The sequence below is a fragment of the Streptomyces adustus genome, from assembly GCF_009377175.1.
GTDB classification, from domain to species: domain Bacteria; phylum Actinomycetota; class Actinomycetes; order Streptomycetales; family Streptomycetaceae; genus Streptomyces; species Streptomyces adustus.
In genome coordinates this window covers 12,179-37,584 of the sequence record NZ_VJZD01000007.1, presented here as the reverse complement: position 1 = coordinate 37,584, position 25,406 = coordinate 12,179, and the positions used below count along the sequence as shown (strand labels likewise).

25 protein-coding genes are annotated in these 25,406 nt (G+C 69.8%); 9 read left to right on the top strand and 16 right to left on the bottom strand.

Annotated features, from left to right (window positions below):
- Positions 1-148: 148 nt before the first annotated feature.
- Complete coding sequence (locus FNH09_RS03280; protein WP_152884930.1) at positions 149-1,009, bottom strand: SDR family oxidoreductase; 861 nt, start codon at positions 1,007-1,009, stop codon at positions 149-151.
- Between the two features lie 88 nt (positions 1,010-1,097).
- Here FNH09_RS03280 and FNH09_RS03275 point away from each other — a divergent pair, with 88 nt between their 5' ends.
- Positions 1,098-1,826, top strand: a complete 729-nt coding sequence (locus FNH09_RS03275) for a TetR/AcrR family transcriptional regulator (RefSeq protein ID WP_152884928.1) — start codon at positions 1,098-1,100, stop codon at positions 1,824-1,826.
- Between the two features lie 214 nt (positions 1,827-2,040).
- On the top strand, positions 2,041-2,178 hold the full coding sequence (locus tag FNH09_RS46585) for a hypothetical protein (RefSeq protein ID WP_156110796.1): 138 nt from the start codon (positions 2,041-2,043) through the stop codon (positions 2,176-2,178).
- Here FNH09_RS46585 and FNH09_RS03270 read toward each other — a convergent pair.
- Both FNH09_RS03270 and FNH09_RS03265 read right to left on the bottom strand, forming a co-directional pair.
- On the bottom strand, positions 2,168-2,536 hold the full coding sequence (locus FNH09_RS03270; protein WP_162468051.1) for a MarR family winged helix-turn-helix transcriptional regulator: 369 nt from the start codon (positions 2,534-2,536) through the stop codon (positions 2,168-2,170). The genes FNH09_RS46585 and FNH09_RS03270 overlap by 11 nt on opposite strands.
- Positions 2,537-2,680: 144 nt before the next feature.
- Positions 2,681-3,904 carry an RNA-guided endonuclease InsQ/TnpB family protein gene (locus FNH09_RS03265; protein ID WP_152884923.1) on the bottom strand — a complete coding sequence of 408 codons (1,224 nt, stop codon included), beginning with the start codon at positions 3,902-3,904 and terminating at the stop codon, positions 2,681-2,683.
- A 92-nt stretch (positions 3,905-3,996) separates the two neighbouring features.
- On the opposite strand from FNH09_RS03265, the gene FNH09_RS03260 reads away from it, so the two are divergent.
- A complete protein-coding gene (locus FNH09_RS03260) occupies positions 3,997-4,749 on the top strand; it encodes an SLAC1 family transporter (protein WP_152884921.1) in 753 nt (250 codons plus the stop codon).
- Positions 4,640-4,981: an SLAC1 family transporter gene (locus FNH09_RS49435; protein WP_338017455.1), complete on the top strand. Its 342-nt coding sequence runs from the start codon at positions 4,640-4,642 to the stop codon at positions 4,979-4,981. Before FNH09_RS03260 ends, FNH09_RS49435 begins: the two co-directional genes overlap by 110 nt.
- Positions 4,982-5,136: 155 nt before the next feature.
- Here FNH09_RS49435 and FNH09_RS03250 read toward each other — a convergent pair whose 3' ends face one another.
- A complete protein-coding gene (locus tag FNH09_RS03250; protein WP_420802733.1) occupies positions 5,137-6,285 on the bottom strand; it encodes a TDT family transporter in 1,149 nt (382 codons plus the stop codon).
- Positions 6,286-6,718: 433 nt separating this feature from the next.
- Here FNH09_RS03250 and FNH09_RS03245 point away from each other — a divergent pair, with 433 nt between their 5' ends.
- Complete coding sequence (locus FNH09_RS03245; protein WP_152884916.1) at positions 6,719-7,741, top strand: GlxA family transcriptional regulator; 1,023 nt, start codon at positions 6,719-6,721, stop codon at positions 7,739-7,741.
- 68 nt (positions 7,742-7,809) lie between these two features.
- Here the strand turns inward: FNH09_RS03245 and FNH09_RS03240 are convergent, their stop codons facing one another.
- Together FNH09_RS03240 and FNH09_RS03235 are read right to left on the bottom strand one after the other, a co-directional pair.
- Positions 7,810-9,582, bottom strand: coding sequence for an MOSC and FAD-binding oxidoreductase domain-containing protein (locus FNH09_RS03240; protein ID WP_152884913.1), 1,773 nt, complete (start codon positions 9,580-9,582; stop codon positions 7,810-7,812).
- Between the two features lie 168 nt (positions 9,583-9,750).
- On the bottom strand, positions 9,751-10,803 hold the full coding sequence (locus FNH09_RS03235; RefSeq protein ID WP_152885034.1) for an NAD(P)-dependent alcohol dehydrogenase: 1,053 nt from the start codon (positions 10,801-10,803) through the stop codon (positions 9,751-9,753).
- A 384-nt stretch (positions 10,804-11,187) separates the two neighbouring features.
- On the opposite strand from FNH09_RS03235, the gene FNH09_RS03230 reads away from it, so the two are divergent.
- Entirely contained in the window at positions 11,188-11,715 is a 528-nt protein-coding gene (locus FNH09_RS03230) for a YbhB/YbcL family Raf kinase inhibitor-like protein (protein WP_152884911.1), read from the top strand.
- Positions 11,716-12,117: 402 nt separating this feature from the next.
- On the opposite strand, the gene FNH09_RS03225 is transcribed toward FNH09_RS03230, so the two are convergent.
- The 8 genes from FNH09_RS03225 to urtA all read right to left on the bottom strand — a co-directional run bounded on the left by FNH09_RS03225 (position 12,118) and on the right by urtA (position 20,651).
- Positions 12,118-13,218: an oxidoreductase gene (locus tag FNH09_RS03225; protein WP_162468049.1), complete on the bottom strand. Its 1,101-nt coding sequence runs from the start codon at positions 13,216-13,218 to the stop codon at positions 12,118-12,120.
- A gap of 431 nt (positions 13,219-13,649) precedes the next feature.
- A complete protein-coding gene (locus FNH09_RS03215) occupies positions 13,650-14,939 on the bottom strand; it encodes an MFS transporter (RefSeq protein ID WP_152884909.1) in 1,290 nt (429 codons plus the stop codon).
- Entirely contained in the window at positions 14,936-15,424 is a 489-nt protein-coding gene (locus FNH09_RS03210) for a MarR family transcriptional regulator (protein ID WP_162468048.1), read from the bottom strand. Before FNH09_RS03210 ends, FNH09_RS03215 begins: the two co-directional genes overlap by 4 nt.
- 382 nt (positions 15,425-15,806) lie before the next feature.
- Complete coding sequence (gene urtE / locus FNH09_RS03205) at positions 15,807-16,499, bottom strand: urea ABC transporter ATP-binding subunit UrtE (protein WP_152885030.1); 693 nt, start codon at positions 16,497-16,499, stop codon at positions 15,807-15,809.
- Between the two features lie 5 nt (positions 16,500-16,504).
- Entirely contained in the window at positions 16,505-17,287 is a 783-nt protein-coding gene (urtD, locus tag FNH09_RS03200) for an urea ABC transporter ATP-binding protein UrtD (RefSeq protein ID WP_152884905.1), read from the bottom strand.
- Entirely contained in the window at positions 17,284-18,408 is a 1,125-nt protein-coding gene (urtC, locus tag FNH09_RS03195) for an urea ABC transporter permease subunit UrtC (protein ID WP_152884903.1), read from the bottom strand. The genes urtD and urtC overlap by 4 nt, the downstream gene beginning before the upstream one ends.
- The gene (gene urtB, locus FNH09_RS03190) at positions 18,405-19,292 is read right to left on the bottom strand and encodes an urea ABC transporter permease subunit UrtB (protein WP_152884901.1); all 888 of its coding nucleotides are present in this window, start codon (positions 19,290-19,292) and stop codon (positions 18,405-18,407) included. The genes urtC and urtB overlap by 4 nt, the downstream gene beginning before the upstream one ends.
- A 105-nt stretch (positions 19,293-19,397) precedes the next feature.
- Positions 19,398-20,651, bottom strand: coding sequence for an urea ABC transporter substrate-binding protein (urtA, locus tag FNH09_RS03185; protein ID WP_152884898.1), 1,254 nt, complete (start codon positions 20,649-20,651; stop codon positions 19,398-19,400).
- 397 nt (positions 20,652-21,048) lie between these two features.
- Here urtA and FNH09_RS03180 point away from each other — a divergent pair, with 397 nt between their 5' ends.
- Entirely contained in the window at positions 21,049-21,507 is a 459-nt protein-coding gene (locus FNH09_RS03180) for a MarR family winged helix-turn-helix transcriptional regulator (RefSeq protein WP_152884896.1), read from the top strand.
- Between the two features lie 306 nt (positions 21,508-21,813).
- Complete coding sequence (locus tag FNH09_RS03175) at positions 21,814-22,350, top strand: hypothetical protein (RefSeq protein ID WP_338017451.1); 537 nt, start codon at positions 21,814-21,816, stop codon at positions 22,348-22,350.
- A 23-nt stretch (positions 22,351-22,373) separates the two neighbouring features.
- On the opposite strand, the gene FNH09_RS03170 is transcribed toward FNH09_RS03175, so the two are convergent.
- A complete protein-coding gene (locus FNH09_RS03170; RefSeq protein WP_152884892.1) occupies positions 22,374-23,534 on the bottom strand; it encodes a pyridoxal phosphate-dependent aminotransferase in 1,161 nt (386 codons plus the stop codon).
- A gap of 97 nt (positions 23,535-23,631) precedes the next feature.
- Between FNH09_RS03170 and FNH09_RS03165 the strand changes: the two genes are divergently transcribed.
- A complete protein-coding gene (locus FNH09_RS03165; protein WP_152884890.1) occupies positions 23,632-24,150 on the top strand; it encodes a helix-turn-helix domain-containing protein in 519 nt (172 codons plus the stop codon).
- A 21-nt stretch (positions 24,151-24,171) separates the two neighbouring features.
- Here FNH09_RS03165 and FNH09_RS03160 read toward each other — a convergent pair whose 3' ends face one another.
- Positions 24,172-25,269: an outer membrane protein assembly factor BamB family protein gene (locus FNH09_RS03160; RefSeq protein WP_162468047.1), complete on the bottom strand. Its 1,098-nt coding sequence runs from the start codon at positions 25,267-25,269 to the stop codon at positions 24,172-24,174.
- Between the last annotated feature and the right edge of the window lie 137 nt (positions 25,270-25,406).

The window sequence follows — 25,406 nt, the reverse complement described above, 5'->3', positions numbered from 1 at the left end:
GCCGGCCGAACGGCCGGCGGTCTCCCACGAACCATCGTCCGGGAGAGCAGTCGCGGGTCGGGCTCCAGCCCTGGCTCAGTGATGACGGCGAGTTCGCCGGGTGCGTTCTTGTGGGTCCACGCCGTCCGGGCGCCCCCATGGATCGGATCTATTCGGCCCAGGCGCGCTCCAACTGGGAGAGGAAGGTGGCGGGCTTCCGCTCGATCAGCTCGGCCAGCGTCGAGTCGACAGCGGCGAACTCGCCGTCGCGGGCCGCGGCGAAGATGCTCAGCAGCAGGTCGGCGATCGGGGCGGGGGCGCCGTGCGCCAGGGCCTGCTCGCGGAAGGCGTCGTCGGGGACGACGGTGCGGGTGAAGGGCCGTCCGGTGGCCCGGGAGGCGATCTCGGCGACGGTGTCGAAGTCGAGCGCCGCCGGGCCGGTGAGCGGCGGGGTGGGCCCCTCGAAGCGGGCCTTCTCGGTGAGGATCGCGGCGGTGGCATCGGCGAGGTCGTCGTGACCGGTCCAGGCGACGGGGCCGTCGGCGGGGAGGGCGATGTCGCCGGTGTGGCGGGCGGACTCCAGGAACTGCAGGGCGCTGGAGGCATAGAAGCCGTTGCGCAGCGCGGTCCAGGGCAGGCCGGTGGCGCGCAGCAGGTCCTCGGTCCGGGCGTGGTCGCGGCAGGCCTGGAAGCGGGAGTCGTGGGCGGCGCCCATCTGGCTGGTGTAGAGGATGCGGCCGACGCCGGCCCGCACGGCGGCGTCGATGGCGGCGCGGTGGCCGGTGACGCACTCCTGGCCCGTGCGGTCGAGGGAGACGAGGAGCAGCTGCTCGGCACCCTCGAAAGCGTGCACGAGCGAGGCGGGGTCGTCGAAGCTGCCCTGCCGGACACGGACGCCGCGGTCGGCGAGGTCCTGGGCCTTGCGCGGGTCGCGGACGCTGACGCCGACGCGGTCGGCGGGGACGCGCTCCAAGAGGCGCTCGACGGTACGGCGGCCGAGCTTTCCGGTGGCTCCGGTCACGATGATCATTGGGTTCCCCCGACGCTGTTTCCAGTGGAATCATTTCAACCGTAACACTGGAAATAACGATGGAAGCAACCTTCGATATCATCGATACATGGCTACGCGTGAGACATCCGACAGCCCTCGTCGCCGCATCGTCGAGGCAGCGGTCGAGCTACTGGAGAGCGGCGGCCCCGACGCGGTGAGCACCCGCGCGGTCGCCGCCGCGGCCGGGATGCAGCCCCCGGCGATCTACCGCCTCTTCGGCGACAAGGAAGGACTGCTGGAGGCGGTCGCCGAGCACGGCTACGCCCAGTTCCTTCGGAGCAAGCGCGCGCAGCTCGACCCCGACCCGCAGGACCCGGTGGAGGAACTGCGCCACGGCTGGGACATGGTGGTGGAGTTCGGGGTCTCGCGCCCGGAGCTGTTCGCGGTGATGAACCGGGCCACCGGCCGGTCATCGGACGCAGCACACCGCGCCGGCCTGGAGATCCTCCATGGGCGGGTACGCCGGCTGGCGGCCGGGGGGTGGCTGCGGGTCGACGAGGATCTGGCCGCCCAGATCATCCAGGCAACCGGCCAGGGCGCGGTCACCACCTGGCACTCCACCCCCGCCGAACGCCGCAATCCGGCACTGCTGACCATCCTCCGCGAGTCCATGGTCGCCGCCGTCACCCGCGCCGAGCCGACGGTCCCCGCCGCGGAGACCGGCCCCGCCGCGGCGGCCCGCGCCCTGCGCGCCGCCCTCCCTGACGATGGCGATGTCCTGAGCGACGCCGAGCAGCACCTGCTGCGCGAGTGGCTCACCCGCCTGGCAGCGGACAGCGGCGCTCCGTACGCCTGATCGCGCGCCAAGAACCCTCGCGCAGGTCAGACCGAGCGAGGTCAGTCCCCTCCGCCTGCTCGCCGTCCGCCCTGGCCGGGACGCCATAGCCATGACCGTCGATCTCCGCTGTCCGCAGCCGACGGCGCGGGTGCCAGGATGCCGTCTGCGGCAAGGCCGGCGAAGACAACGAGGTTTCTGCGGACCCTGCAACTCGCAGGTCAGTTACTACTGCATGGCGGCTGAACCCGCGGTGGCCGAGCTGCCGGGGCCGTCCCCGCGACGCTCCTGGACCGACGTCGACCGGGCCACCGTCGGGGTGCACCGGCGGCGACCGGCCGCCGACCCCGGGGCGGGAGACGTCACGGAGTGAGATGCCGACTCAGCCATGCGCGCGCGGTGCTCTCGGCGTCGGCGAACCTGGCACGTCCCGCGTCGGTCAGGGCGACCTCGACCGTCCTGCGATCCCCGTCACGGCGATGGCGTTCGATCAGGCCGGCCGCTTGCAGGCCTTTGAGGAGGAAGGACATCCGGGTCCCGGACTCCCCGAGGGAATCGGCCAGTCCGGCCACGCGTACGGGCCGACCCTCGGCCTCGGCGAGAACACCGAGGATCAGGTAGTCGTGAAGTGACAGATCGTACAGACTCCGCAACTCGCCGTGCAGGATTCCCAGGCCCCGCAGGATGGGCAGAGGCCGCTGTGTGATGTCCAACGGACCGCCGTCGATCATGTTCCGTCCCCGATGGTGGGTTCTCCGGCCGCGGGCCGGCGGGCACATGGTCCGAACCACGTTCCATGCGGCGCCGATGGCAGGCCGAGCGGACAGGGAACCCTTAACCCTCGGATCAGGACAAGAATTGACGTGCTCCCCGCCCTAAAAGACGGGGATTCCAGCCTGGGCCGTCTGGCCCTTCTGGTGGCTTCCTGCTTCACCGCGCTGTGCGGGCACGTGTGCCCGTCTTACCCGCGCTCCACAGGCGTTTAGCCTGTCCGCCCGTCCGGCGGCCAGGATGTTGCGTGCGGCGTTGACGTCGCGGTCGTGGACGGTCCCGCACGCCTGACAGGTCCACTCGCGCACGTGCAGGGGCTTGGGGCCGTCCTTGATCCCGCAGGCCGAGCACACCTGAGAGGTGGGCTCGAAGCGTCCGATCCTGCCGAAGTATCGGCCGTGCCTGGCGGCCTTGTACTCCAGCATGTTCACGAACGCGGACCATCCAGCGTCGTGCACGGACTTGGCGAGCCGGGTGCGCGCGAGACCGGACACCGCAAGGTCCTCCACATACACCGCTTGGGTCTCGCGGATGATCTTCGTGGATGTCTTGTGGTGCCAGTCCCGGCGCCGGTCCGCCGCACGGGCGTGCTGACGCGCGACCTTGATACGGGCCTTGGCCCGGTTCTTCGACCCCTTCGCCTTACGGCTCAAGTCCTTCTGCAACCGCTTGAGCTTCTTCTCGGCGCGGCGCAGGAAGCGGGGGGAAGCGATCTTCTGTCCGTCGGAGAGGACCGCGAACGCGGACAGGCCGAGATCGACACCGGTCTCGGCGTGGGTCTGGGGCAGGAACTCCGGGTCGGTGTCCACGACGAACGATGCCCAGTACCGGCCGGCCGCGTCCATCGTGACCGTGACCGAGGTAGGCACGGCCGGAAGCGGGCGCGACCAGCGCACCCGCAGGTCCCCGACCTTCGCCACGTACAGGCGGCTGTTGCCGCGCAGACAGAACCCGTTGGCGGTGAGCCGGATCGACTGCCGGTAGTCCCGCCTGGACTTGAACCGGGGCGGCGCAACCCTCGAGCCCTTGCGCCTGCCGGTGACACAGGAGAAGAAGTTACGGTAGGCGGTATGCAGGTCCCGCAAGGACTGCACCAGCACCACCGACGACACCTCGGACAGCCACACACGCTCCCCGGTGCGCTTGGCCGCAGTAATGACCTGCTTTTGAAGGTCGGTGTCCTTGATATACGCCAGCCCCGCCGCATGTGCATCCCGACGGGCCCGAAGACCGTCGTTGAAGACCACGCGGGCACACCCGAACGCCCTGGCCAACGCATCACGCTGCGCGGGCTCGGGATACACACGGAAGTTGTACCGAAGCTGCATGAGATCAACCTACGGCCCGGCACTGACAACACCGGCCAGGACAGCCTCGCCCTGCAAACCGTTCCGGCCTACCCCGCCCTGAAGGACGCGGCTTGCGCCGGGCCCAGCCGGTCAACGGCGCGGGCACCGCATCCGCCGCGCTGCTCGGGGTGGCCCTGGCCGGATTCGCGGTGCTGGTGCCCGCCTACGTCCGGCGGCTGCTGTGCCATCGCCGACGGTTCGTCGCAGATCTCCTCGAGCCGCGCGCCTTCGCCTTCCTCACCCTCGCCATCTCCTCCAACGTGCTGGCCGCGCGCTTCGTGCCGCAGGGCCACACCGCCGTGGCCGGGGCGTTCCTGGCGTTCGGGGCGTTGGGGTGGCTGGTGCTGGACTACGGCATTCCCCTCGCGCTCATCACCTCGCTGAAGCGGGGCCCGTCGTTCGACCAGGTGAACGGCACCTGGTTCCTGTGGGCGGTGGGATCCGAGTCCGTGGCGCTCGCGGCGGCTTCACTGGCCCGGGTGACCTCGAGTCAGGTCCTGCCGGTGCTGGCGGTGGTCTGTTGGGCCATCGGACTCGTGCAGTACCTGCTGGTCGCCACGATCGTGCTGGCCAGGCTGCTGGCACGGCCGATACAGCCCGAAGGCCTCATGACATCGGTCTGGATCTTCATGGGTGCGGCAGCGATCGCCGTCCTCGCCGGGGGTGCGGCTGATCGCGCTCCCACCGGGCGGCGCGCTGCTGTCTCATCAGCTCATCGCCGGGTCGTCCGTCGTCCTGTGGTCGTTCTCCAGCCGGCTGATCCCGCTCCTGCTGGCCCTGGACGCATGGCGGCACCTGGTGCGCCGCGTTCCGCTGCGCTATGAGCTCGGCTGGTGGAACATCGTCTTCCCGGTCGGCATGTACGCGGTCGCCACGCACGAGCTGGGACGCGCGACCGGAACCGGGTGGATGACGGCCACGGGCCGCTGGGAGATCTGGATCGCCGCAGCGGTCTGGGCCGTCGTGTTCGCCGCCATGGTGGGCCGCCTGGCCGCGGCCCCGCTCAGCGGCCGCGCGGGGACCCGCCGCCGATCCGGGGCAGGCGCCCCGCGCTGAGAGCAGGGCCCCTCGTCCGCCCGGACGCTGCTCCAGGCACACCGTCGGCGCGAACCCACCGGCCCTGCGAGGGACCACGGTGGGTTCGGCCGGACGCCGCGCCCCGTGTCACGGCAGGCCGCTTCCGGGATCGGTCATCGTCGGGCGCGGATCGGTCATCGTCGGGCGCGCTCGCGCCGGACGCCGCCGACGTGGCGCAGAGAGTGCCAGGCGACCACCGCCCACGCGGCGACGAGCAGGGCATACAGGACGACGGCGCCCCAGACGAACAGCTGCGATCCGGTACGGGAAGCAAGAGCGCTGGTGCCGGTGACACAGGCCCCGAGGGGGAAGATGAAGGACCACCAGGTGGGTGCGAAGGGCAAGCCCGTGCGGATCTCCCGCACGGTCAGCGCCGTGGCGAGCACCAGCCACAGCAGGGCGAAGCCCCAGATGCCGAGCCCTCCCAGCAACGCCAGGACCGCACACCCGCGCGCGTACGGGGCGGGCAGCGCGCTCGGCGCCGCCGTGGCCAGCGCACCCAGCGCCGTCACCGCCTGGTCCAGCGCCCCCACGCCGATCCACACCGTGGGCACCGACGCACCGCTGGGAGCGTCGTGATGCACGAGGCGGCTGTAGACCATGGCCAGGACCAGCACGACCGCGATCAGCCCGAGTCCGAGCATGGCGTAGCAGCCCAGCAACATGGCCAGCCGCACCTGCCCGGCCGGCACCCACGGGATGAGCAGCGCACCCGTCGCTGCGGAGACCATCGGGGGCACCACGGGCAGCAGCCAGCCGCCGAACGCGGCGTCCGGCGCAAAACGGTGCCGCGTGACCATCAGATACGGAACGGTGCAGGCGGTGACGAGACCGAGCACCGTCCCGGCGGACCACAACACCAGGTCCGCGCAGAGTGCCGCACGCTGCCCGATCACCCGCCCGCCCAGCAGCAGCGTCGCCGCCCCGACGGTGAGCAGCGCGATCGGCGGCGCCCCGAAGAACTGGGCCAGCACCGGATCACCGGCATGCACGCGCAGCAGCCGCTGCCCGAGGTACGCGGCCACCAGCACGATCAGCAGCAGGGCGGTGCCGGCCCAGACCACTGTGGCAGCCACGCCGAGCCCCGGAAAGCCGCGCGGCAGCGTAGCGGCCGCCACGGCGACGATCCCGCTGCCCATGACGGCCGCGAACCAGCTGGGAGCGAGCCGGCCCCTGCCTCTGTCGTGCGCCTCGACCGGCCGGTCACGGGCGTGTACGGACGGTCTCGAAGCCGGGCCGCCCTGGGACGGGACCGCTCGGCCGGTACTGGAGTGGGGTGCCACGACGTGGTGCCTCTTCTGGGGTCGGTCTCTTCACCGCCGACGTTCTGCGACGGTGACCGGCCGGCGGCCCGGCCTGCACCGAGCGGCGCGCGGCCGGGACCGACGGCATGTTGGCGGCTTCGAACCTATGGCGGACCGCGGATCCCGCCACAGCACCGCACGCGACACAACGCCCTCACACCAGGACATCGGGCACCCGCGCCGGCCGTTCGGATTCACGACGAGCCGCGTCGGCACGACGCCACCGATTCGCCGGGACGAGGAGAGCAGAGCGTGAGGCGACCACAGCCGATCGCCCGGTCGTCGGAGGTGGGTGATTTCCCGTGCGTCCTGCCCGCGGCGAGTCGCCAGGTCGACCGACTGCCCATGTGGGTTTGATGATCAAAACCATGGAGTTTACCCTCGGTGAGTCCGTCCGGTCAGGAGGCGTGCGATGAAGGACAGGCCGTCCGGCAGGAAGCCGCTGCTGGTGACCGTTCTTGTCTTCCCGGGCGTACGCCTGCTCGACGTCGCCGGCCCGATCGAGGTCTTCGCGTCGGCCAACGATTTCGGCGGCCGCTACCGCGTACGCATGGTCTCCCCGGACGGTGCCGACGTGGTCACCTCGGCCGGCACCGGGCTCCACGTCGACCAGGTCGCCGCGCAGATGGACGACGTGAGCGACGTCGTCATCATCCCCGGCGGCCCCGAGTGGCCCTCGCTCGTCAAGGACGACGCCGTACTGGACGCCGTCAGAGCACTCGACTCCCACAGCCGCCTGACCGCGTCCATCTGCACCGGCGCCTTCCTGCTCGCCGCCGCCGGACTGCTCGACGGACGCAGAGCGACCACGCACTGGCGCTTCGCCGACCGGCTCGCCCTGCGCTACCCGCAGGTGACCGTCGAGGCCGACGCCCTGTTCGTCCGCGACGGCCACATCATGACCTCCGCGGGCGTCAGTTCGGGCATCGACCTCTCGCTCGCCCTGGTCGAGGAGCACCTCGGTGCCGACGTCGCCCGCGCCGTCGCCAAGGACATGGTCGTCTTCATGCAGCGGCCGGGAGGCCAGTCACAGTTCAGTGTCCGCACGCACAGCCCGCGCCCGCGACAGGAGATGCTGCGCCGGGTCCTGGACGCGGTCGCCGAGGACCCGTCCGCCGAGCACACCCTCGCCACCATGGCGCGCCGGGCGGGCGTGAGTACCCGGCACATGACGCGCCTGTTCCACGACGAGATGGCCATGACCCCTGCCCGCTACGTCGAGCAGGTCCGCATGGAAGCCGCCCAGGTGATGCTCGAAGGCAGCGACGACCCCATGGCCACGGTCGCCCGGCGCACCGGCTTCGGCTCACCGGAGTCGCTGCGCCGGGCCTTCACGCGCAACCTCGGCATCACGCCCGGGGCCTATCGGACCCGCTTCCGCACGACGGACAGCACACAGGTCGCGGGCGCCGCGCGCGACGGCGAGCGCGCCTGACATCCCGCAGCACCTGACGGTGATGGCCCCCCGCTCGACGGCCGGGCCGGCCCGGCCGTTTCCGGTGGTCAAAGATCGAGGATCACATCGCGGCGGGGCTGGGAGCAGCAGATCAGAACGTTGCCGTTGGCCGGGGCGTCGACGGGGTCGGGGAAGTAGTCGACCTGGCCGCCGACGAGTGCGGTCTCGCACGTGTGGCAGACCCCGGTGCGGCAGGACCACCGGACGGGGACGTCGCAGGCTTCGGCCAGTTCGAGGAGGGTGCCGTAGCCGGAATCCCAGGGCACGGCGAGGCTGCTGCGGGCGAACGTGACGGTCGGACCGGTGCCGGACCCGAGCGGGGAGGCGGGCAGGTGGGGTGCGCGGGCGCCGGTCGGCAGCACACCGGGTGTGATCGCTGAGACCGATCCGAAGACCTCGGTGTGGATGCGCGACGGGTCCAGCCCGCAGTCCACCAGGGCCTTGGTCATGTCGTCCATGAACGCGGTCGGCCCGCAGATGTACGCCTCCGCCTCCGGCGGCAGGTGCAGGCCGGACAGGACGGCGCCGGACAGCCTGCCGACGCCGGTGTAGTCCTCGCCCTGGCGGTCGTCCTCGCGAGGCCTGCTGTAGGCGATGTGCCGGTGGGCCGAGGGCAGACGGGTCAGCAGGACGCGGACCTCTTGAGCGAAGGGATGTTCGGCGCCGTCGTGTGCTCCGTGGATCCACCACACCGGGCGGGGGTCCTTGCCCGCGGCCAGGCTGTGCAGTATCGCCAGGACGGGGGTGGCTCCCACGCCCGCGGAGATCAGCACCACCGGCGCCGGGGTCTTGCCGAGAACGAAGGTGCCTCGGGGTGCTGCCACGTCAAGGGTGTCGTGGACGGCGATGTGCTGGCGCAGATAGCCGCTGCCGACACCGTGGGGCTCTTGTTTGACACTGATCCGGTACGAGGCGTCGCCGGGCCGTCCCGACAGGGAGTAGCTGCGGATGACGGAAGGTCCTTGCGGGTCCGGCTGCATGCGGACCGTGACGAACTGGCCGGGCAGGGCGGCAGGGAGTGGTGCACCGTCCGGGGAGCCGAGGACGAGGGAGAAGACGCCGGCGCTCTCCGGGGCGATACCGGTGACCGTCAAGGGGCGGAATCCTTGCCAGGCCGGTGGCGCAGCCGCCCCCGCGGCGGTCAGTCCGGCATTTCCGGTGGACTCCCCCGCGCCGTGCGTGTCATCGAGGAGTGCCTGCATGGAGGTCCGCCAGCCGGGGCTCAATGCGGCGATGCGCAGGGCGCGTTCCAGTTGCGGGCGAGGGTGGTCGGACTTGTAGAGAAGGGCGTCGATGTCCGCCACGGTCATGCCCTCCGGACCCTCGGCGGTCTTGATGATGTCGTCGCCTGCCTGTACGAGTCCTTCGGTCAGCACCTTCAGATAGAAGCCGGGACGACCGTGGGCCACGAGCAGGGCGGGCATCCGGGGTTCGTTCATGCGCAGGCCGACGCGGTAGCACGTCACACGGGGCTGAGTGACCTCGAACAGCGCGTCCCCGATGCGGTACTGGTCCCCGATGCAGACCTCGTCGTCCGGCAGGCCCTCCACCGTGAAGTTCTCACCGAACTGACCGTGGACGAAGTCGTTCCGTCCCAGATGCTTCTGCCAGTGACGGTAGGAGTCCAACTGGTAGACCAGGACTGCCCGATAGGGGCCGCCGTGACCGCCCAGGTCACCCTGCCCGTCACCGTCGATGTTGAGCCGCCGGACCATCCGCGGCCCCGTGACCGACCGCTTCCAGATGCCCGTGTGCGTGGTGCGGCCCTTCCAGGGCACGTCCTGCGGCAACCCCACATTCACCGCGATCAGTGTCGCCATGGGCGACCATCTCCCGTCGGGTGGTCTTCCTCTCGCACCGGTAACCCCGAGTCTCCACGGCAACTCGACGCCGCGCATCCTCGGCTGGTGGCGGGGCACGGGGCCACGCCGGAGCCCCGGGCGACATCGGATGAGGGCTGACCCCCGACAACGTCTGGGGCGCGGTGTTCAGTCGAAGACGATGACCCGTCGTCCCACGACGTCTCCGCGCCCGAGCGCCTCCAGGTTCTCGTTGACGTCTTCGAGCCTGACCTTGGTGACGTTGTGCTTGACGAGACCGGCTTCGGCCAGGGAGAGCACCTCGACGAGGTCCAAGTGGTTGCCCCAGAAGGAACCGAGGTAGGACAACTCCGTCCCGACGAACGGGAACTGGTTGTGCTCGACGCGATGGCTCATCAGGCCCACGGCAGCAAGGGCGCCCTCCGGACCCAGGAGGTCGAACCCCATGGAAATGGACGCCTCGCTGCCCACACAGTCCAGGATGGCGTCGATCTTCCTACGGCCCGTGAACGCCTCCAGCTCGTCCTGGATCGCTTCGACGGACTTGTCGCGTACATTGATGCCGTAGTCCGCGCCGTTCTCCTTCGCCACGTTCAGCTTGTTGTCCGAGCGCGCCAGGGCCACCACTGTGGCACCGCTTCCGAGCAGTTTCGCGTACTGGATGGCGTAGCTGCCGAGGCCTCCGATCCCCGTGACCGCGACGGTCCGTCCAGGGCCGAGCTTCCCTGCTTCCCGAAGCTTTCGCATTCCCCGGTACGGGGTCATCCCCGCGTCCGTCATCGGGGCCAGCAGCTCAGGTGTCTTCGCGGCTTCCTCCGACACCGGTATTGCGTGCCGGCACTCCACGGCCATGTACTCGGCAAAGCCCCCCGGAGGACCGAACCCCACCCACCTGCCGTTCCCGCTGCAGAGCTGCTCGTTGCCCTCTCGACACTGGCGGCAGGTGCCGTCGCCCCAACTGGGATTGACGACGACCATGTCGCCCTCCGTGTAGCCCACCGTCGACGGCACGCCACTGCCCAGCCCGGAGACCCGGCCCGTGACCTCGTGACCGGGGATGTAGGGGAAGTCCACGGGGAACGGCCCCTTGAAATAGCCGTCCTGGAGTTGGTAGTCGCTTCGGCACATCCCGGTGGCCGCGACCTTCAACAGGATTTCGTCCGGTCCAGGTTCCGGTACCGCCACCTCTTCGACTCGGAGGGGTTCGTTGTATCCGTGCATCCGAGCTGCTCGCATCTGCATGGGACCCTCGCCTTCGCTCGCGAGAAGCGGTGCACGTGGGCCGGCGTCACGACTTCAGCGCTGGCTACGGCGGCCACCGCTTCGGATAGCACCAGCTTCCTACATTCACCGTCGCCGTGCATCCAGGTCCTGGCGCGCGAACACCACGCTTGGCGGCCTCCCGCTCTCGGTGCCGCGCCAACATGTGCGAGACCGACGTCCGGCTGGACGGGGGAATCCGTACCGTCGCGCGCAGTGGTACGGCCTCCTGTGGAGGCCTACGGTTGACCGGTGGGAGTGCGGCGCTCATGGGTCGGTCAGGACGCGAGCGGCTCGTCCTGGTCAGGTCGCGACGCACGGTGTGCGCGGACAGGAAGAACCTTCATGATCAAATCCTACGGTCCCTACGATTTCATGCCGCCGATCAGGAGCTTTGCGGTGACCTCGGAGTCCGTGGCCGACGGCGGGCGGCTGGCCCTGGAGCAGGTGAGCGGCATCCTGGGGGCGGGCGGAGCGGACATCTCACCGCAGCTGAGCTGGTCCGGGTTCCCCGAGGAGACACAGAGCTTCACCGTGGCCGTGTTCGATCCGGACGTGCCCACCGCCTCAGGCTTCTGGCACTGGGCTGTGGCGAACCTTCCAGCCTCCGTGACCGAACTTCCCGCCGGGGCAGGAGACGGCAGCGACCTGCCGGGCGGCGCGGTGACACTCCCCAACGACGCCGGACACCGCCGATATCTCGGCCCGGCGCCGCCGCCGGGCAACGGTCCGGACCGCTACTTCCTCGTCGTTCATGCCGTGGGCGTGCGCAAGCTGGACGTGTCGGAGACGACGTCCCCGGCCCTCATGGACTTTCTCCTGTTCACCCACGCCATCGCACGGGCCACCATGTATGGCACCTACGAGCGCTGAGCACGGCAAGCCCACCCTTGAGCTCGTGACACGATCTTGCTGGCGTGCAGTGGTTGATCGGTGGCGCTGCTCAGTGAGTTGCGGCTGCCAAGGTGGTTCCCGAGCCATGTGACAGAGAACCAGGTGAACCACAAGGCGAAGATGAGCCCTGCCATCAGAGCCGTCTTGCGATGACGTCGTCGCCGAGCAGCGAATCGGGGCAGCGGCACGGCTGGCCGGGACGCCCGGCCACGGGCGGGATGTGGTCGGGCTCTCGGTCGGTCGTCACTGTGCCGGGCTCGTGCGTATGGGACAGGCCCCCGCCACTGTCGACGGGGGCCTGTTCGGGTAGGGGTCCCTGTAGCGAGTCAGGCCGCAGGCCCCTCGGAATGCTTCACCGTGCTCGTGCCTTCCCTGCGTGCTTCAGGCGCGGTGGTACTGGACGGGGGTGGGCATCGTCCCTCCCAGGGCCGTGGCTGCGTGCCGGGGCCAGTACGGGTCGCGCAGCAGCACCCGGCCGAGGAGGACTGCGTCGGCCTTCTCGGAGGCGAGGATCGCCTGGGCCTGGTCGGGCTCGGTGATCAGGCCTACGGCAGCGACGGGCATGTCCGCCTCCGCGCGGACGCGGCTGGCATAGGGCACCTGGTAGTCGGGGCCGACCGGGATCTTCGCGTCGGGCACGTTACCGCCGGTGGAGACGTCGAGGAGGTCGACACCGCGGGCGCGAAGTTCCTTCGCCAGCCGTACGGTCTCGTCCGCGGTCCATCCTTCGCGGTCGGCGTCGCCGGTCTCCTGGAGCCAGTCGGTGGCCGAGACGCGGAAGAAGACAGGCAGGTCAGCAGGCCAGACGGCGCGGACGGCTTCGACGACCTCCAGGGCGAAGCGGATGCGGCCTGCGAAGTCGCCGCCGTAGGCGTCGGTGCGCTGGTTGCTGTGCGGGGAGAGGAACTGGTGGATCAGGTAGCCGTGCGCGCCGTGGATCTCGGCCACCTGGAATCCGGCGTCCAGGGCTCGTCGTGCGGCGTCGGCGAAGTCCTCCACGATGCGGCTGATCGCCTCGTCCGAAAGCTCCTCGGGCGTGGTGGACGCCGGCCCGAACGGGGCGGCGCTCGGGCCGACCGGGGTCCAGCCGTGTTCCTCGCTCGGGGCGATCGGGGCGCCGCGGTCCACCCAGGTCCGCTCGGTGGAGGCCTTGCGGCCTGCATGTGCGAGCTGGATGCCGGGCACGGTGCCCTGGGACTTCAGGAACGCGGTGATCCGTCGGAAGCCCTCGGCCTGGGCGTCGTTCCATATGCCGAGGTCGTAGGGACTGATGCGCCCCTCGGGGCTGACCGCGGTGGCCTCGGTGATGATCAGCCCGGCACCCCCGGTGGCACGCGCCGCGAGGTGCGTGAAATGCCAGTCGTTCGGTACACCTGTCCGATCACCGTCCGGAGCGGCGCTGTACTGGCACATGGCGGCCATCCAGATCCGGTTCGGGATCGTCAGCGACCGAAGGGTCAGTGGCTCGAAGAGCGTGCTCACGTAGGTGTCTCCTCAACGCGTGAACAGGTGTTTTACGGAGTGCGTGCCTGCTGCAGGGAAGCTGCGGGGTTCTCTGCGGTTGCTCTGCTTGCAAACGCTGCATACCGGCGCTCGCATTCCCGCCGTGCGGAAGAGCGGCCATGTCCTCGGGCGAGGGAGTCGACCACCACTACGCACGGCGCCGCGCGGGGCAGGTGCCGACCGGCGTCGACACACTCCGCCGTCAGTCCCACCATGGGCGTCAGACCCGTCTTGCGGCCGTTGCGGTCCGCGTAGAACCCGCCCCCAGCCCTTTTCCATGAACGCGTCCATGAGTCGGCCCATGACTTCCGCCTGTGCGGGAGCGTGGTCGGCGAGCAACGCCTCCTTGAGTCCGGTCACAGCCACCCCGTTCTTGGGGATTGCGGCGAACAGCTCTTCGGGGACAGCCATCAACCCGCGGTCACCGCCGCGTCGGCGACTTCGGGGGCAGTCGGCTTCGCGGCACCAGGCGGCGTGCGGTAGGCGCGAAGGGGCGCGTTGGTCACGGACACGGCAGCGATCACCAGGATGGCGGACAGTCCGCCGAAGACCAGGGAGAAGGAGGCGGAGGTGGCCGACGCCAAGAGGCCGCCACGAAAGTTGCCGAGCTCGAGACCCGCGACACCGATGACGTGTTCCACCGAGGAAACCCGCCCCCGATACGCGTCCGGGGTCTCCAATTGGACCAGAGCGCTGCGGGTGACGACAGACACGGTGTCGGCAGCGCCCGCCACGGCCAGGCAGCCGAGCGCCAGCCACAACGGCCCCGCCAGACCGAAACAGGCCAGCGCCAGGCCCCAGATCCCGGCTGCGGACAGCTGAACCAGGCCGCCACGGCGCCAGCGCGTCACCGTGCCGGAGAGCATGCCGGCCGTGATCCCCCCGACCGCGACGGCCGAGAGGAACAGGCCAAGGGTCTGCGGGTTTCCTCCGAAGCGGATCTCGTTGACCAGCGGGAAGAGCGCGACGGGCATGGCGAGCAGCGTTGCGGACAGGTCGGTGGCCATAGAGCCCCACAGCGTCGGGCGTCGCAGGACGATCCGCCAACCGCCGCGCTCTGGCCGGTGCCTGCCGCCGACCGCGTCGGCGCCTTCGGGCCGCATGGATGGCAGGCGGATCACTGTGAGCATCGAGACTGCCACGGCCACGGCCTGGGTCGCGTATGCGGCAGGGACGTCCCAGCGAGCGATGATCAGCCCGGCCATCGCGGGACCGGCCAGCATCGCCGCCTGGAAGGAGACGTTGGTCAGCGCGAGACCGGCCGCGACCTGCTCGCCCGGCAACAGCCGGACGGGGAAGGTACGCCGGGCAGGAGCGCCGAGAGCGCCGCAGCTCGTGCCCATGGCGACCAGGGCGAGCAGCAGCACGTTTCGGTTGCCCGCCAGGGCCTGGGCACCCAGCCCTGCGGCGGCCAGCAGTTGGCCCGCGGTGGTGGCCCGCACCACCGCGCGGCGATCGAAGGTGTCGGCCAACGTGCCGCCGAGCAGCCCGAACAGCACCATCGGCAGGCCGGTGGCGAGCCCGATGGCACCTGTGCCCACCGGGCTGCCGGTCAGGTCCCAGACCTGGGCCAGCACCGCCACATTGGCTATCTGTCCGCCGAGTTGAGAGGCGGAGGTACCGAGCCACAGGTGACGAAACGACCGACTGCTACGCAGCGGGCGGACGTCGAGGAACCGGACACGGACACGCCCCCTCATCGCGGTGGCTCGACAAGGTGGTGGAGGATCCGCTGCCGCATCGACCGGTGTTGCAGTGCGCGCCGCACCTCCTCCACAAGGGCGGTCATCGCGTACGGGAGTTCGCTGTCCAGCTCGGCGACCGTCGCGTGGGTAGCGCGCCACTCCGCCTCCAGGAACGGCACCAGCGATCGGCCACGCTCGGTCAGGTCGATTCGCCGGGTGCGGGCGTCAGGCCCCGGCTCGGAGGTGACGAGATCCTCCTTGCGCATGGCGGCCACGGTCTGGCTGATCGCGGAATGCGAGCGGTCCAGGGACTTCGCAAGCTCACGAATGGTCAGTGGCCCGGTGTGGGCGAGCCGGATCAGCGGATAGGCGAATCGAGGCCGCACCCCCTCGATGCCCCGCTCGACGTAGACCTGCTCGATTTCGGCGTCCATGGCTGCCAGCAGCTCGTGCAGGGAGTGCCAGGGGTCGGGCAGCTCCGTGGGATCTGAAGATGTCACAGCACTAATATAACAGCGCTGCGACAATGAGGGCTCGTGATCAAATGCGTCGCCGACCGTCGACGGAACCTTTTCTCAACGCAGCCAGTCCGGACCGTCTCTCCGCAGACCCAGACCATGGTCAGGAGGTGATCCATCGGTCCGTAGTCGAGCTACCAGTCGCCATGGACCTCGCAGAACCCATCCTTGATGCACCGCAGACCCACGGTCACCCAGCGCACCCCTCCGCCGGCGCCAAAGACATAGGGGCACCCCCCGGCGCCGGTACGGCGCTCCGTACGCCGTACCGGCCGAAAAGCCGGCCTTACGCACCGCGCAGCCGAACGCACCCTCTTCCGGCCTCCGCGTCACTCGGTCGAGGGCATGCGTCGACAGCCGGATCTCACACGCTGAGCACCGCTCGTACGGCCTGTTCCGCTGCTGTTCCGCCCTCGCCCGAGGACGTCACCCGCCCGGCCTCCATCACGTAGTACTGCTGGGCGGCGCGCATGGCGAATCCGACGTGCTGTTCGACGAGGAGGACGGAGAGGCCGCCGCGCCGGGTCAGGGCGAGGATCGTCTCCTCGATCTCGGCGACGACCGACGGCTGGATTCCCTCCGTCGGCTCGTCGAGCAGCAGGAGCCTGGGGCGGGTGATCAGCGCGCGGGCGATGGCGAGTTGCTGGCGCTGGCCGCCGGAGAGCAGCCCGGCGCGGCGGCCGGAGAGCTCGCGCAAGGCCGGGAAGAGGTCGAGTGTCTCGGCGGTCGCCGCTCCGCCGTCGGGGCGGCCGTCTGCGACGAGTCGAAGGTTCTCGGCGGTGGTGAGGTGGGGGAAGGACTGCTGGCCCTGGGGGACGTACGCCATCTTGCGGGCGACCCGTTGGTGCGGGGCGAGGTGGGTGATGTCCTCGCCGTCGAGCCGGACGGTGCCGCTCCTGGGCTTGATGAGGCCCATGGCGGCGCGCAGCAGCGTGCTCTTGCCGGCGCCGTTGTGGCCGAGGACGGTGGCGACACCGTCCTTCGGGACGGTGACCGTGACGCCGTGCAGGACCGTGGTGCGGTCGTAGCCGGCCTGGACGGAGCTGATCTCCAGCATCTGACTCACGCCTCCTCGGCGACGGCCACGGCAGTGGCGGGAGCGGGCTCGGGTTGCGTGGTGCGGCCGAGGTAGACCTCCTGGACCTTGGCGTCGGCCTGGACCTCGGCGACGGTGCCCTCGCTGAGGACCTTGCCGGCGTGCAGGACACTGACGCTGCGGGCGAAGGAGCGCATGAAGTCCATGTCGTGCTCGATGACGACGACCGTGCGGTCCGTGCTGATCCGCTGGAGCAGCGCGCCGGTGGCCTCGCGCTCGTCGTGGCTCATGCCGGCGACCGGTTCGTCGAGCAGCAGCAGCCGCACGTCCTGGACGAGCAGCATGCCGATCTCCAGCCACTGCTTCTGCCCGTGGGCGAGGACGCCGGCGGGACGGTCGCGCAGGTGGGTCAGCCCGGTGGTCTCCAGTGCCTTCGCGACCGGCTCGGGGATGTCTTTTCGCCGCCGGAGCATCGTCCACGGGCCCCGCCCGGCGCCCGCCGCGATGTCGAGGTTCTGCAGGACGGTCAGTTCCTCGAAGACCGTGGCCGTCTGGAAGGTACGCCCGATCCCCATGCGGGCGATCTTGTGGACCGGCCTGCCCAGCAGGTCCTGGTCGCCGAAGCGCACCGAGCCCGCAGCCTTCACCAGGCCGGTGACGGCGTCGACGAGGGTGGTCTTGCCCGCGCCGTTGGGGCCGATGAGGAAGCGCAGGTCGCCGGGGTGGATGTCGAGGTCGACGCCGTCGACGGCGGTGAAGCCGTCGAAGGTCACCCGCAGGTCGCGCACGGTCAGTCCTTCGCCGCTCATGCCGTCTCTCCCGTCGTACGAGTTGCGCCAGCGGTACGGCGCCTGCGCAGGACGACGCCCAGGGAGGCCAGACCGCCGGGCAGGAAGCCGACCGCGAGCACGAACAGCAGGCCCTGGAGATACGTCCACGCGGCGGGGAAGGCGTCGGACAGCGTGCTCTGCGTCCAGGCCACCGCGATCGCGCCGAGCACCGCGCCCACCAGCGAGGCCCGGCCGCCGACCGCCGCGCCGATGACGAAGCCGATGGAGGGCACGATCCCGATCAGCGCCGGGGAGATGATGCCGACCGCGGGGACGAAAAGGGCGCCCGCCAGGCCCGCCGCGCCGGCCGCGAGGACGTACGCGACGAGCTTGACGTTGGCCGGGTCGTAGCCGAGGAAGCGCACCCGCTCCTCGGAGTCCCGAGCAGCGACGAGGAGTTCACCGAACCGGCTGACGAACAGCTGTCGGGCGCCGATCATCAGGAGCAGCAGGACGGCGGCGATAACGAAGTACACCATCCGCTGGTTGACGGGGTCGTCGAGGGAGTAGCCGAAGAAGCCCTGGATGTCGGTGAGGCCGTTGGTGCCGCCGGTGGTGGCCTGCTGGCCGATCAGCCAGATGGACAGGGCGGCGGCCAGCGCCTGGCTGAGGATGGCGAAGTAGGCGCCCTTCACCCGGCGGCGGAAGACGAAGAAGCCGAGCAGCGCGGCGACCGCCATCGGCAGCAGCACCGTCATGGCGAGCGCGAAGGCCGGATCGGCGAACGGCTTCCACCACCAGGGCAAGGTGTCGCCGGTGCCGTACAGCTGCATGAAGTCGGGCAGGGTCTCACCGGTGGCGGCCGCGTCGGTGAGCTTGAGGTGCATGGCCATGGCGTAGCCGCCGAGCCCGAAGAAGACGCCCTGGCCGAGCACCATGAGCCCGCCGCGGCCCCAGGCGAGGCTGACGCCGACCGCGACGATCGCGTAACACAGGTACTTGGCGAGGAGGTTGAGGCGGAAGTCGGAGAGAAGGACCGGTGCGACGCCGAGGAGGAGGACGGCGCCGAGAACGAACCCGGCGGGGACGCGGAGCCGCTCCGGCACGGACGGGGACGGCGGCGTCACCGCGGCGGAGGCGGGGGTGGTCGTTGTCGTCATGCCAGGCTCCGGGTGCGCAGTGTGTACAGGCCCTGGGGTCGCCACTGCAGGAAGGCGACGATCGCCACGAGCACGATGACCTTGGCGACGCTGACCGTGGTCGAGTATTCGAGGACCGATTGCAGGATGCCCAGCGCGAAGGCGGTGATGACGCTGCCCTTGAGCTGTCCGATGCCGCCCACGACGACGACCAGGAAGGCGTCGACGATGTAGTTGGTGCCCGTCGTCGGGCCGATCGGGCCGACCAGGGTGAGGGCGACGCCGGCGACGCCCGCGAGGCCCGAGCCGATGAAGAAGGTGATGCGGTCGACCTGTCCGGTGGCGATCCCGGAGACCTCGGCCAGGTCGCGGTTCTGGACGACGGCCCGGATACGGCGGCCCAGCGGTGTGAGTTTCAGGATGAGGGTGAGGGCGAGGACGCTCAGCAGGGCCAGGCCGAGGATGAACAGGCGGTTGTTGGCGAAGGTGATGCCGCCGCCCAGCGCGATGTTGCCAGTGAGGATGTCGGGCGCGGCGGTCTGCACGTTGGGGGCGCCGAAGATGTCACGGGCGAGCTGCTGGAGCATCAGCGAGACGCCCCAGGTCACGAGCAGCGTGTCCAGGGGGCGTGTGTAGAGGCGGCGGATGAGCAGCCATTCCAGCAGGGCGCCCATGGCTCCGGCGACCAGGAAGGCGACCGGCAGGGCGACGAGCAGCGAGACGCCCGCGCTGCTGATGGACTTCTGCAGCACGTACGTGGTGTAGGCGCCGGCCATGATGAACTCGCCGTGCGCCATGTTGATCACACCCATCTGGCCGAAGGTCAGGGTCAGACCGAGGGCGATGAGCAGCAGGACGGCACCGATGCTGATGCCGGTGAGGGACTGGTTGAGGATGACCGTCATGGGGGCGGCTCCGGGTCGGGGACAGAAGTGCGGCTGTACGCGTGTGCCTTGGGCATGGTCCGGCCCTCCGGAGAGGGCCGGACCTGGTGCCGGGCGGGGCGTGGCTCAGGAGAGTCCGGAGGCCCAGGAGTAGCCCCTGAGGTACGGGTCCGGCTTGACCGGCTTGCCGGAGTTCCACACCTCGGTGATCAGGCCGTCGGAGCCGACCTTGCCGATCCGGGCGGTCTTGTAGACGTGCTGGGTGGCGCCGTCCACGGTCACTTTGCCCTCGGGAGCGTCGAGTTCGATGCCGTCGGAGGCCGCCTTCACCTTCGCCACGTCGAAGGACCCGGCCTTCTCGACCATCGCCTTCCACAGGTGGACGGAGATGTAGGCGGCCTCCATCGGGTCGGAGGTCGGCTTGTCCTTGCCGTACGCCGCCTGATACGCGGCCACGAACTTCGTGTTGGCCGCGCCCGGCGTGGTCTCGTAGTAGTTCCAGGCCGTGAGCTGGCCGTCCAGGTACTGGGTGCCGATGCTCTTGACCTCCTCCTCGGCGATGGAGACCGACAGCACCGGCAGGCCCTTCGCGGTCAGGCCCGCGGACTTGTACTCCTTGAAGAAGGCCACGTTGGAGTCACCGTTGAGGGTGTTGAACACGGCGTCCGCGCCTGCACCCTTGACCTTGTTGACGATGGTGCCGAACTCCGTGGAACCGAGGGGCGCGTAGTCCTCGCCGACGACCTCCATGCCGTTGGCCTTCGCGTACGCCTTGATGATTTTGTTGGCGGTGCGCGGGAATACGTAGTCGCTGCCGACCAGGTAGAGCTTGGTCAGGCCCCGCTTCTTGAGGTAGTCCAGCGCGGGCACGATCTGCTGGTTGGTGGTGGCACCGATGTAGAAGATGTACGGCGACTGCTCCAGGCCTTCGTACTGCACCGGGTAGAACAGCAGCGACTTGTACCGCTCGAAGACCGGCTTGACGGCCTTTCGGCTGGCCGAGGTCCAGCAGCCGAAGGTGGCCACGACCTTGTCGTCCTTGATGAGGGTCTCCGCCTTCTCGGCGAAGGTGGGCCAGTCGGAGGCGCCGTCCTGGCTGACGGCCTCGAGCTTCTTGCCCAGCACGCCACCGGCGGCGTTGATCTCCTTCACCGCGAGCAACAACGCGTTGTGGACGGTGACTTCACTGATCGCCATGGTGCCCGAGAGCGAGTTCAGCAGGCCGACCTTGACGGTGTCGCCGGACGTGTCGGCCTGGGCGCCGGAGCCGGTGGACGTGGTGTCGCCTGTTTTGGCGCCGCACGCGCTGAGGGCTGCTGATGCGCCGGCGGCCGAGATACCGGCCAGGAGACCGCGCCTGCTGATGCTGAACCCGGACATGCACAACCTCCTTGCCCCGAAGGGCGATGCGAAGAGAGCGGAAAGACTCTGGGGAGGGAATGAAGGGGTAGGCGCTTCAGAAGTGGCGGTGTCGGCGCACGGTTTCCCCAGCCGTTCCGGGGTGTTGTCCGGGCTGGTCGCTGAAGTGCGACCACAGCCTGCGGGGAAACTGTTTCCATCGCGTTTCGGAGCAATTGATGAACAGTTTCCAGTGAAAGTAACGCGGTCGACAAAAGACGGACAACCCGCTGCCGAATACACTCGTCGAGGGCATCACAGCAACGGCGATCAATGCTTCCCATGGAAAGGATCAGTTATTCTGATTCCCCCTTTTCAAGGGACTGGTGATCGGCGGTGGGCTCAGGCACCGGTCGGCGAGCACGAGTGGAGGAGCACGATGGCGAGACGGCCCGAGAAACTGCTCTACCTGCTCACGCGGGCCGAACGTCTCGCCGTGCGTCGAGTGCAGTCGCTTCTGGACGAGTTCGACTGCTCCGTGGAGGCATGGCGGGTGCTCGATCTGCTCTCCGACGGGCAGGGCCACAACATGACCGCCCTCGCCGACCACGCCTTCCTGCCGGCGCCGAGCCTCACCAAACTGATGGACCAGCTCGTCGACCAGAACCTGGTCTACCGTCGCGTCGACCCGGCCGACCGACGCCGCGTCCTGGCCCGCCTCACCCCGCGGGGCATGCAGCGCTGGCAGTCGATGGCACGCGAAGTGCGTTCCGACTGGCGGGACTTGGGGCATCTGTTCGCGGGCGACGAGTTGGATCACCTGCTCGCACAGCTCGCCGAGGCCCTGGAAGGGCGGCCGTACACCACACCGTCGTCGGCCGACGCCGCGCCGGTCTGACCCCCCGACAAGTCGTCAGGGCCGACTCAGGGTTGAGACAGGGTGGTCACCGATGGCGGCCGGTCCGGCACGATCGGGAGGATGTCGGTCATGCCGAACACCACTGCCGATCTCTCCCGCCCGTCCCTCGCCCGCCGCGCGGCGGTCGCTCTCGTCGGCGCTGCTGCCCTGACAGGCCTTGCGGGGCTGTACACACCGGGTACCGCGCACGCCGAACCTCGTACCGCCACTGCCCGGTCCGCTACCGATTTCAGTGACTGCCCGCCCCTTCCCGCCGGTGCCGATCCGGCTCGCTGGAGGTGTGAAGTGCACACTGCGTCACCGCAGTTGACGATGGGCAAGGCCGTCGTGACCCTCGCTCCGATCACCATGACGCACGCCGAGGGGCCGCTGCCGGACGGCACCGACGGGCAGGTGTGGGGTGCGATGCACAGTGCACCGACCTCCGTTCCGGGCGGACTGACCGGCACCTCGGCCGGCAAGGACCCGCGGCGGCTTCGACTGGCGATCAAGCCGGAGTACGGTGGCCGATCCGACTTCTACACCGGGCAGTTCAGCCTGCGCTTCCGGCTGCTGAGCCCGCTGCTGCCGCAGGGATGCACCATCGGGACGAACCAGCCGGTCGACTTCCGGATGAAGCGGTCGGGGCCGTCGCAGTGGGTCTCACAGGATCCGCCGCTGATCAAGTTCTCGGCGTACGACGACACCTTCGCCGCTCCCGCCGCCGAACACTGCGGGCCGCTCACAGCGCCCCTCAACGCACGGCTCGGGCTGCCGGCTTCGAGCGGAAATCTGATGACCTACGACGCGACCTACACGTTCAGGATGTACGACCATCTGTAGACGCCCTGCCCTTCGAAGACCTTCTAGCCGAAGGCGGCTACGAAGCGGTCCCGTAGCCCGTCGAGGCGTTCGACGGGTTCGTTGGCGAAGACCAGCCGCAGGTGGTGGTCGCCGTGTGGACCCCAGCCGGCCATGGGGGTCGCCGCCACCTTCCCGTGCCGGAAGAGCCGTTCGGACGCCTCCGCCGGAGTCAGGCCCAGCGCGGTGGTGTCGATGAGTAGCGACCAGCCGCCGTGCGGCCGTACGCACGGATAGTCGGCCAGTTCCGACAGGATCAGGTCGCAGCGTTGCCGCCAGATGCCGGTGGCCGCGGCCACGTCGGCGTCCGCATCCGGAGCGTCGAGGGCAGCAGCCACCGCCTGCTGGGCGATGCCGACGGGAGTCACCACGTTGGCCATGCCGACCAGGGCGACGTCGGCCATGATGCGCGGCGGACCGACGACCCAGCCGACCCGCCAGCCGATGAGCCGCAGCTCCTTGGACGCGGAGCCCACCGTGATGGTGTGCTCGGCCAGTTGGGGATGGGCAGCGGGGTGCTCCGGGGCCTGTCCGTCGAACCGGATGCGCTCCATGGCCGCGTCGTAGATCACCCAGCAGTCGCGCTCGGCCACCGCCGGGGCCAAGGCGTCCCAGTGTGCGTGTCCGAGCAGATCGCCGGTGGGCATCGCGGGGGACATCACCAGCACTGCCGCCGTCTTCGGCCCTACCGCGGCGGCCAGTTCGGCCGGGTCGGTGCGCCAGCCGGTGGGCGTCGGGCGGCACGGCACGTGTCTCGGGACGCCGCCGGCGAGGCGGATTCTGTTGACGAGCCCGGCATAGACCGGGTCGCCGATCACCACCTCCTGCCCCGGCTCGACGGTGGCCAGCAGTGCGTTGAGGACGCCGTTGAGGCCCCCGGCGACGATCGCGCAGCCTGCCGCCGGGTCGTAGTCGCGGCCGGCGATCCGGCCGACATGGGCAGTGGCAGCCTCACGCAGACCGCGTCGGCCGTGGAAGGGGAGATAGCTGTTCGCGGCGTCGTCATCGATCGCCCGCCGCGTCACGTCGAGGGCGATGAGAGGCGGCCGCAGGTCGGTGTCGAGATTCTCGAGCCGCAGCATGTCGGGGTCGTGGGCTGCATCGGCGGCATCGCCCACGATGTCGACTCCGATTCCCGGGATGTGCTGCAGACGCGACACGGTCATGAGGCCTCCCATTTCGTTCCGTAAACAGAACGTTCTGTTTATGGAACACTAGGCATGCGGCCCGGGACGGTCAATGGCTTCGTGGAGAGCGGGAGATATGGAGCTGGCACAGCAGGTGGGCAGTCGGCTGCGTGAACTACGACTGGAACGCAACCTCTCGCTGTCCGCGCTGGCGCGCCTGTCCGGTGTCGGCAAGGGCACACTCTCCGAACTGGAAGCCGGGCGCCGCAACGCCACACTGGAGACCCTCTACGCGCTCACGACCGCGTTGGACAGCCCCCTCACCGCCGTACTCGGGCCCGACCCGGCGCGAGCAACGCTGTCAGGCCGCGCCGTGGACGCGGTTCTCGTCGAACGGTACGAGGACCCAGCCGCCGTCACCGAGATCTACCGCATCCGCATCCGCACCGGCGCCGTCCAAGAATCCGATGCCCATCCCCCGGGCACCCAGGAGCACCTCATCGTCCTGTCCGGCACGGCCCGCGTCGGCGCGGCCTCGGCCCCCGTCGAGGCAGGCCCGGGCGAACACGCTCACTGGCCCGCCGACATCCCGCACGTGTACGCCGCCGTGTCCGGTGACGTCGAAGCGATCCTCACCGTGCGCTACCCGGCCTGAGGCAGGCGTGGACGCGGGGCGTCAGGTGTGAATCGCGTACAGGAAATCGTCCTCGCTGCCGACATACACGGTTCCGTCCGCCACCACGGGCGTCGCACGCACCTCCCCGCCGGTATGCAGGCGCCAGCGTTCCTCACCGGTGACCGCGTCCACCGCCCAGAGCGACTCGTCCTCGCTGCCGATGTACACGGTCCCGTCCGCGACCGCCGCCGACGACTCCTGAGCGGCTCCGGTCTCCTGCTTCCAGCGTTCCTCCCCGGTGACCGCGTCCACGGCCCACAGATGCTTCCCGTTGCGGATGTACAGGGTGGCGTCGACGACCACCGGTGACGAGTGGATCTCACCGCGGGTCTTCACCCGCCACCTCTCCTGGCCGGTCCCCGTGTCCACCGCGGTCAGACACCAGCCCTCGACACCGAAGACTGCGATGCCCTCGTCCACCGCGGGGCTCGCCCACACCGCCCCTCCCGGGGACAGCCGCCAGCGTTCCTGGCCCGTCGCCGCGTCCATCGCGACCAGGCCTTCGTCGCCGCCCACGTACACCACGCCGCGGGCCACCGTCGGCGTCTGCCGAACGCCGCCGAAGGGGCGTACGTCCCAACGCCTGCTTCCGGTGGTGGTGTCCAGAGCCAGCAGGCGCCCTCCCACGGCCGCGTACAGCGACCCCTGGGACACGGCCGGCGATGGATCGTTGGATGTCGGATGGTCCGCCACCCTGACGTTCCACACCGGTTGGCCGGTGAGTCCGTCCACCGCCCACATGCTGCCGTCGTGCGCGAGGGAGTAGACGATGTGGTCGGCCACCGTCGGTTTCGACATCTTCGACCGGCGCGCTCTCCACTTCCACCGCACCTCGCCGGTCGCGGCGTCCACCGCCGTCAGACAGCCGACGGTGTCGGCGAAGTAGACGCCGCCGTCGACGGCCACCGGCGATGTCCCGATCCCGGCGTCGGCGCGCAGCGTCCAGCGCCGCTGTCCGGTGTCCGCGTCGATTGCCGCCAGATCGAAGAACCCGTCGAGGACGTGGACGGCGCCGTCGGCCATCGCGGGCGTGCGGTAGAGCACGCCCCCGCCCGGCACGCACCACAGCGTTCTGTCGGTCACCTCGGCATCAGTCATCGATTCCCCTCCCTGTCGGGACCGTCTGTTCCGAGGACCCTTGCGCCCTCCGGCGGCGTTCGCTGACGCCGTGCCCAGCGACCAGGCGCGGCAGCCGACCATGGCACCGGGCTCGCACGAGGCCGCGGCCGCGGCCG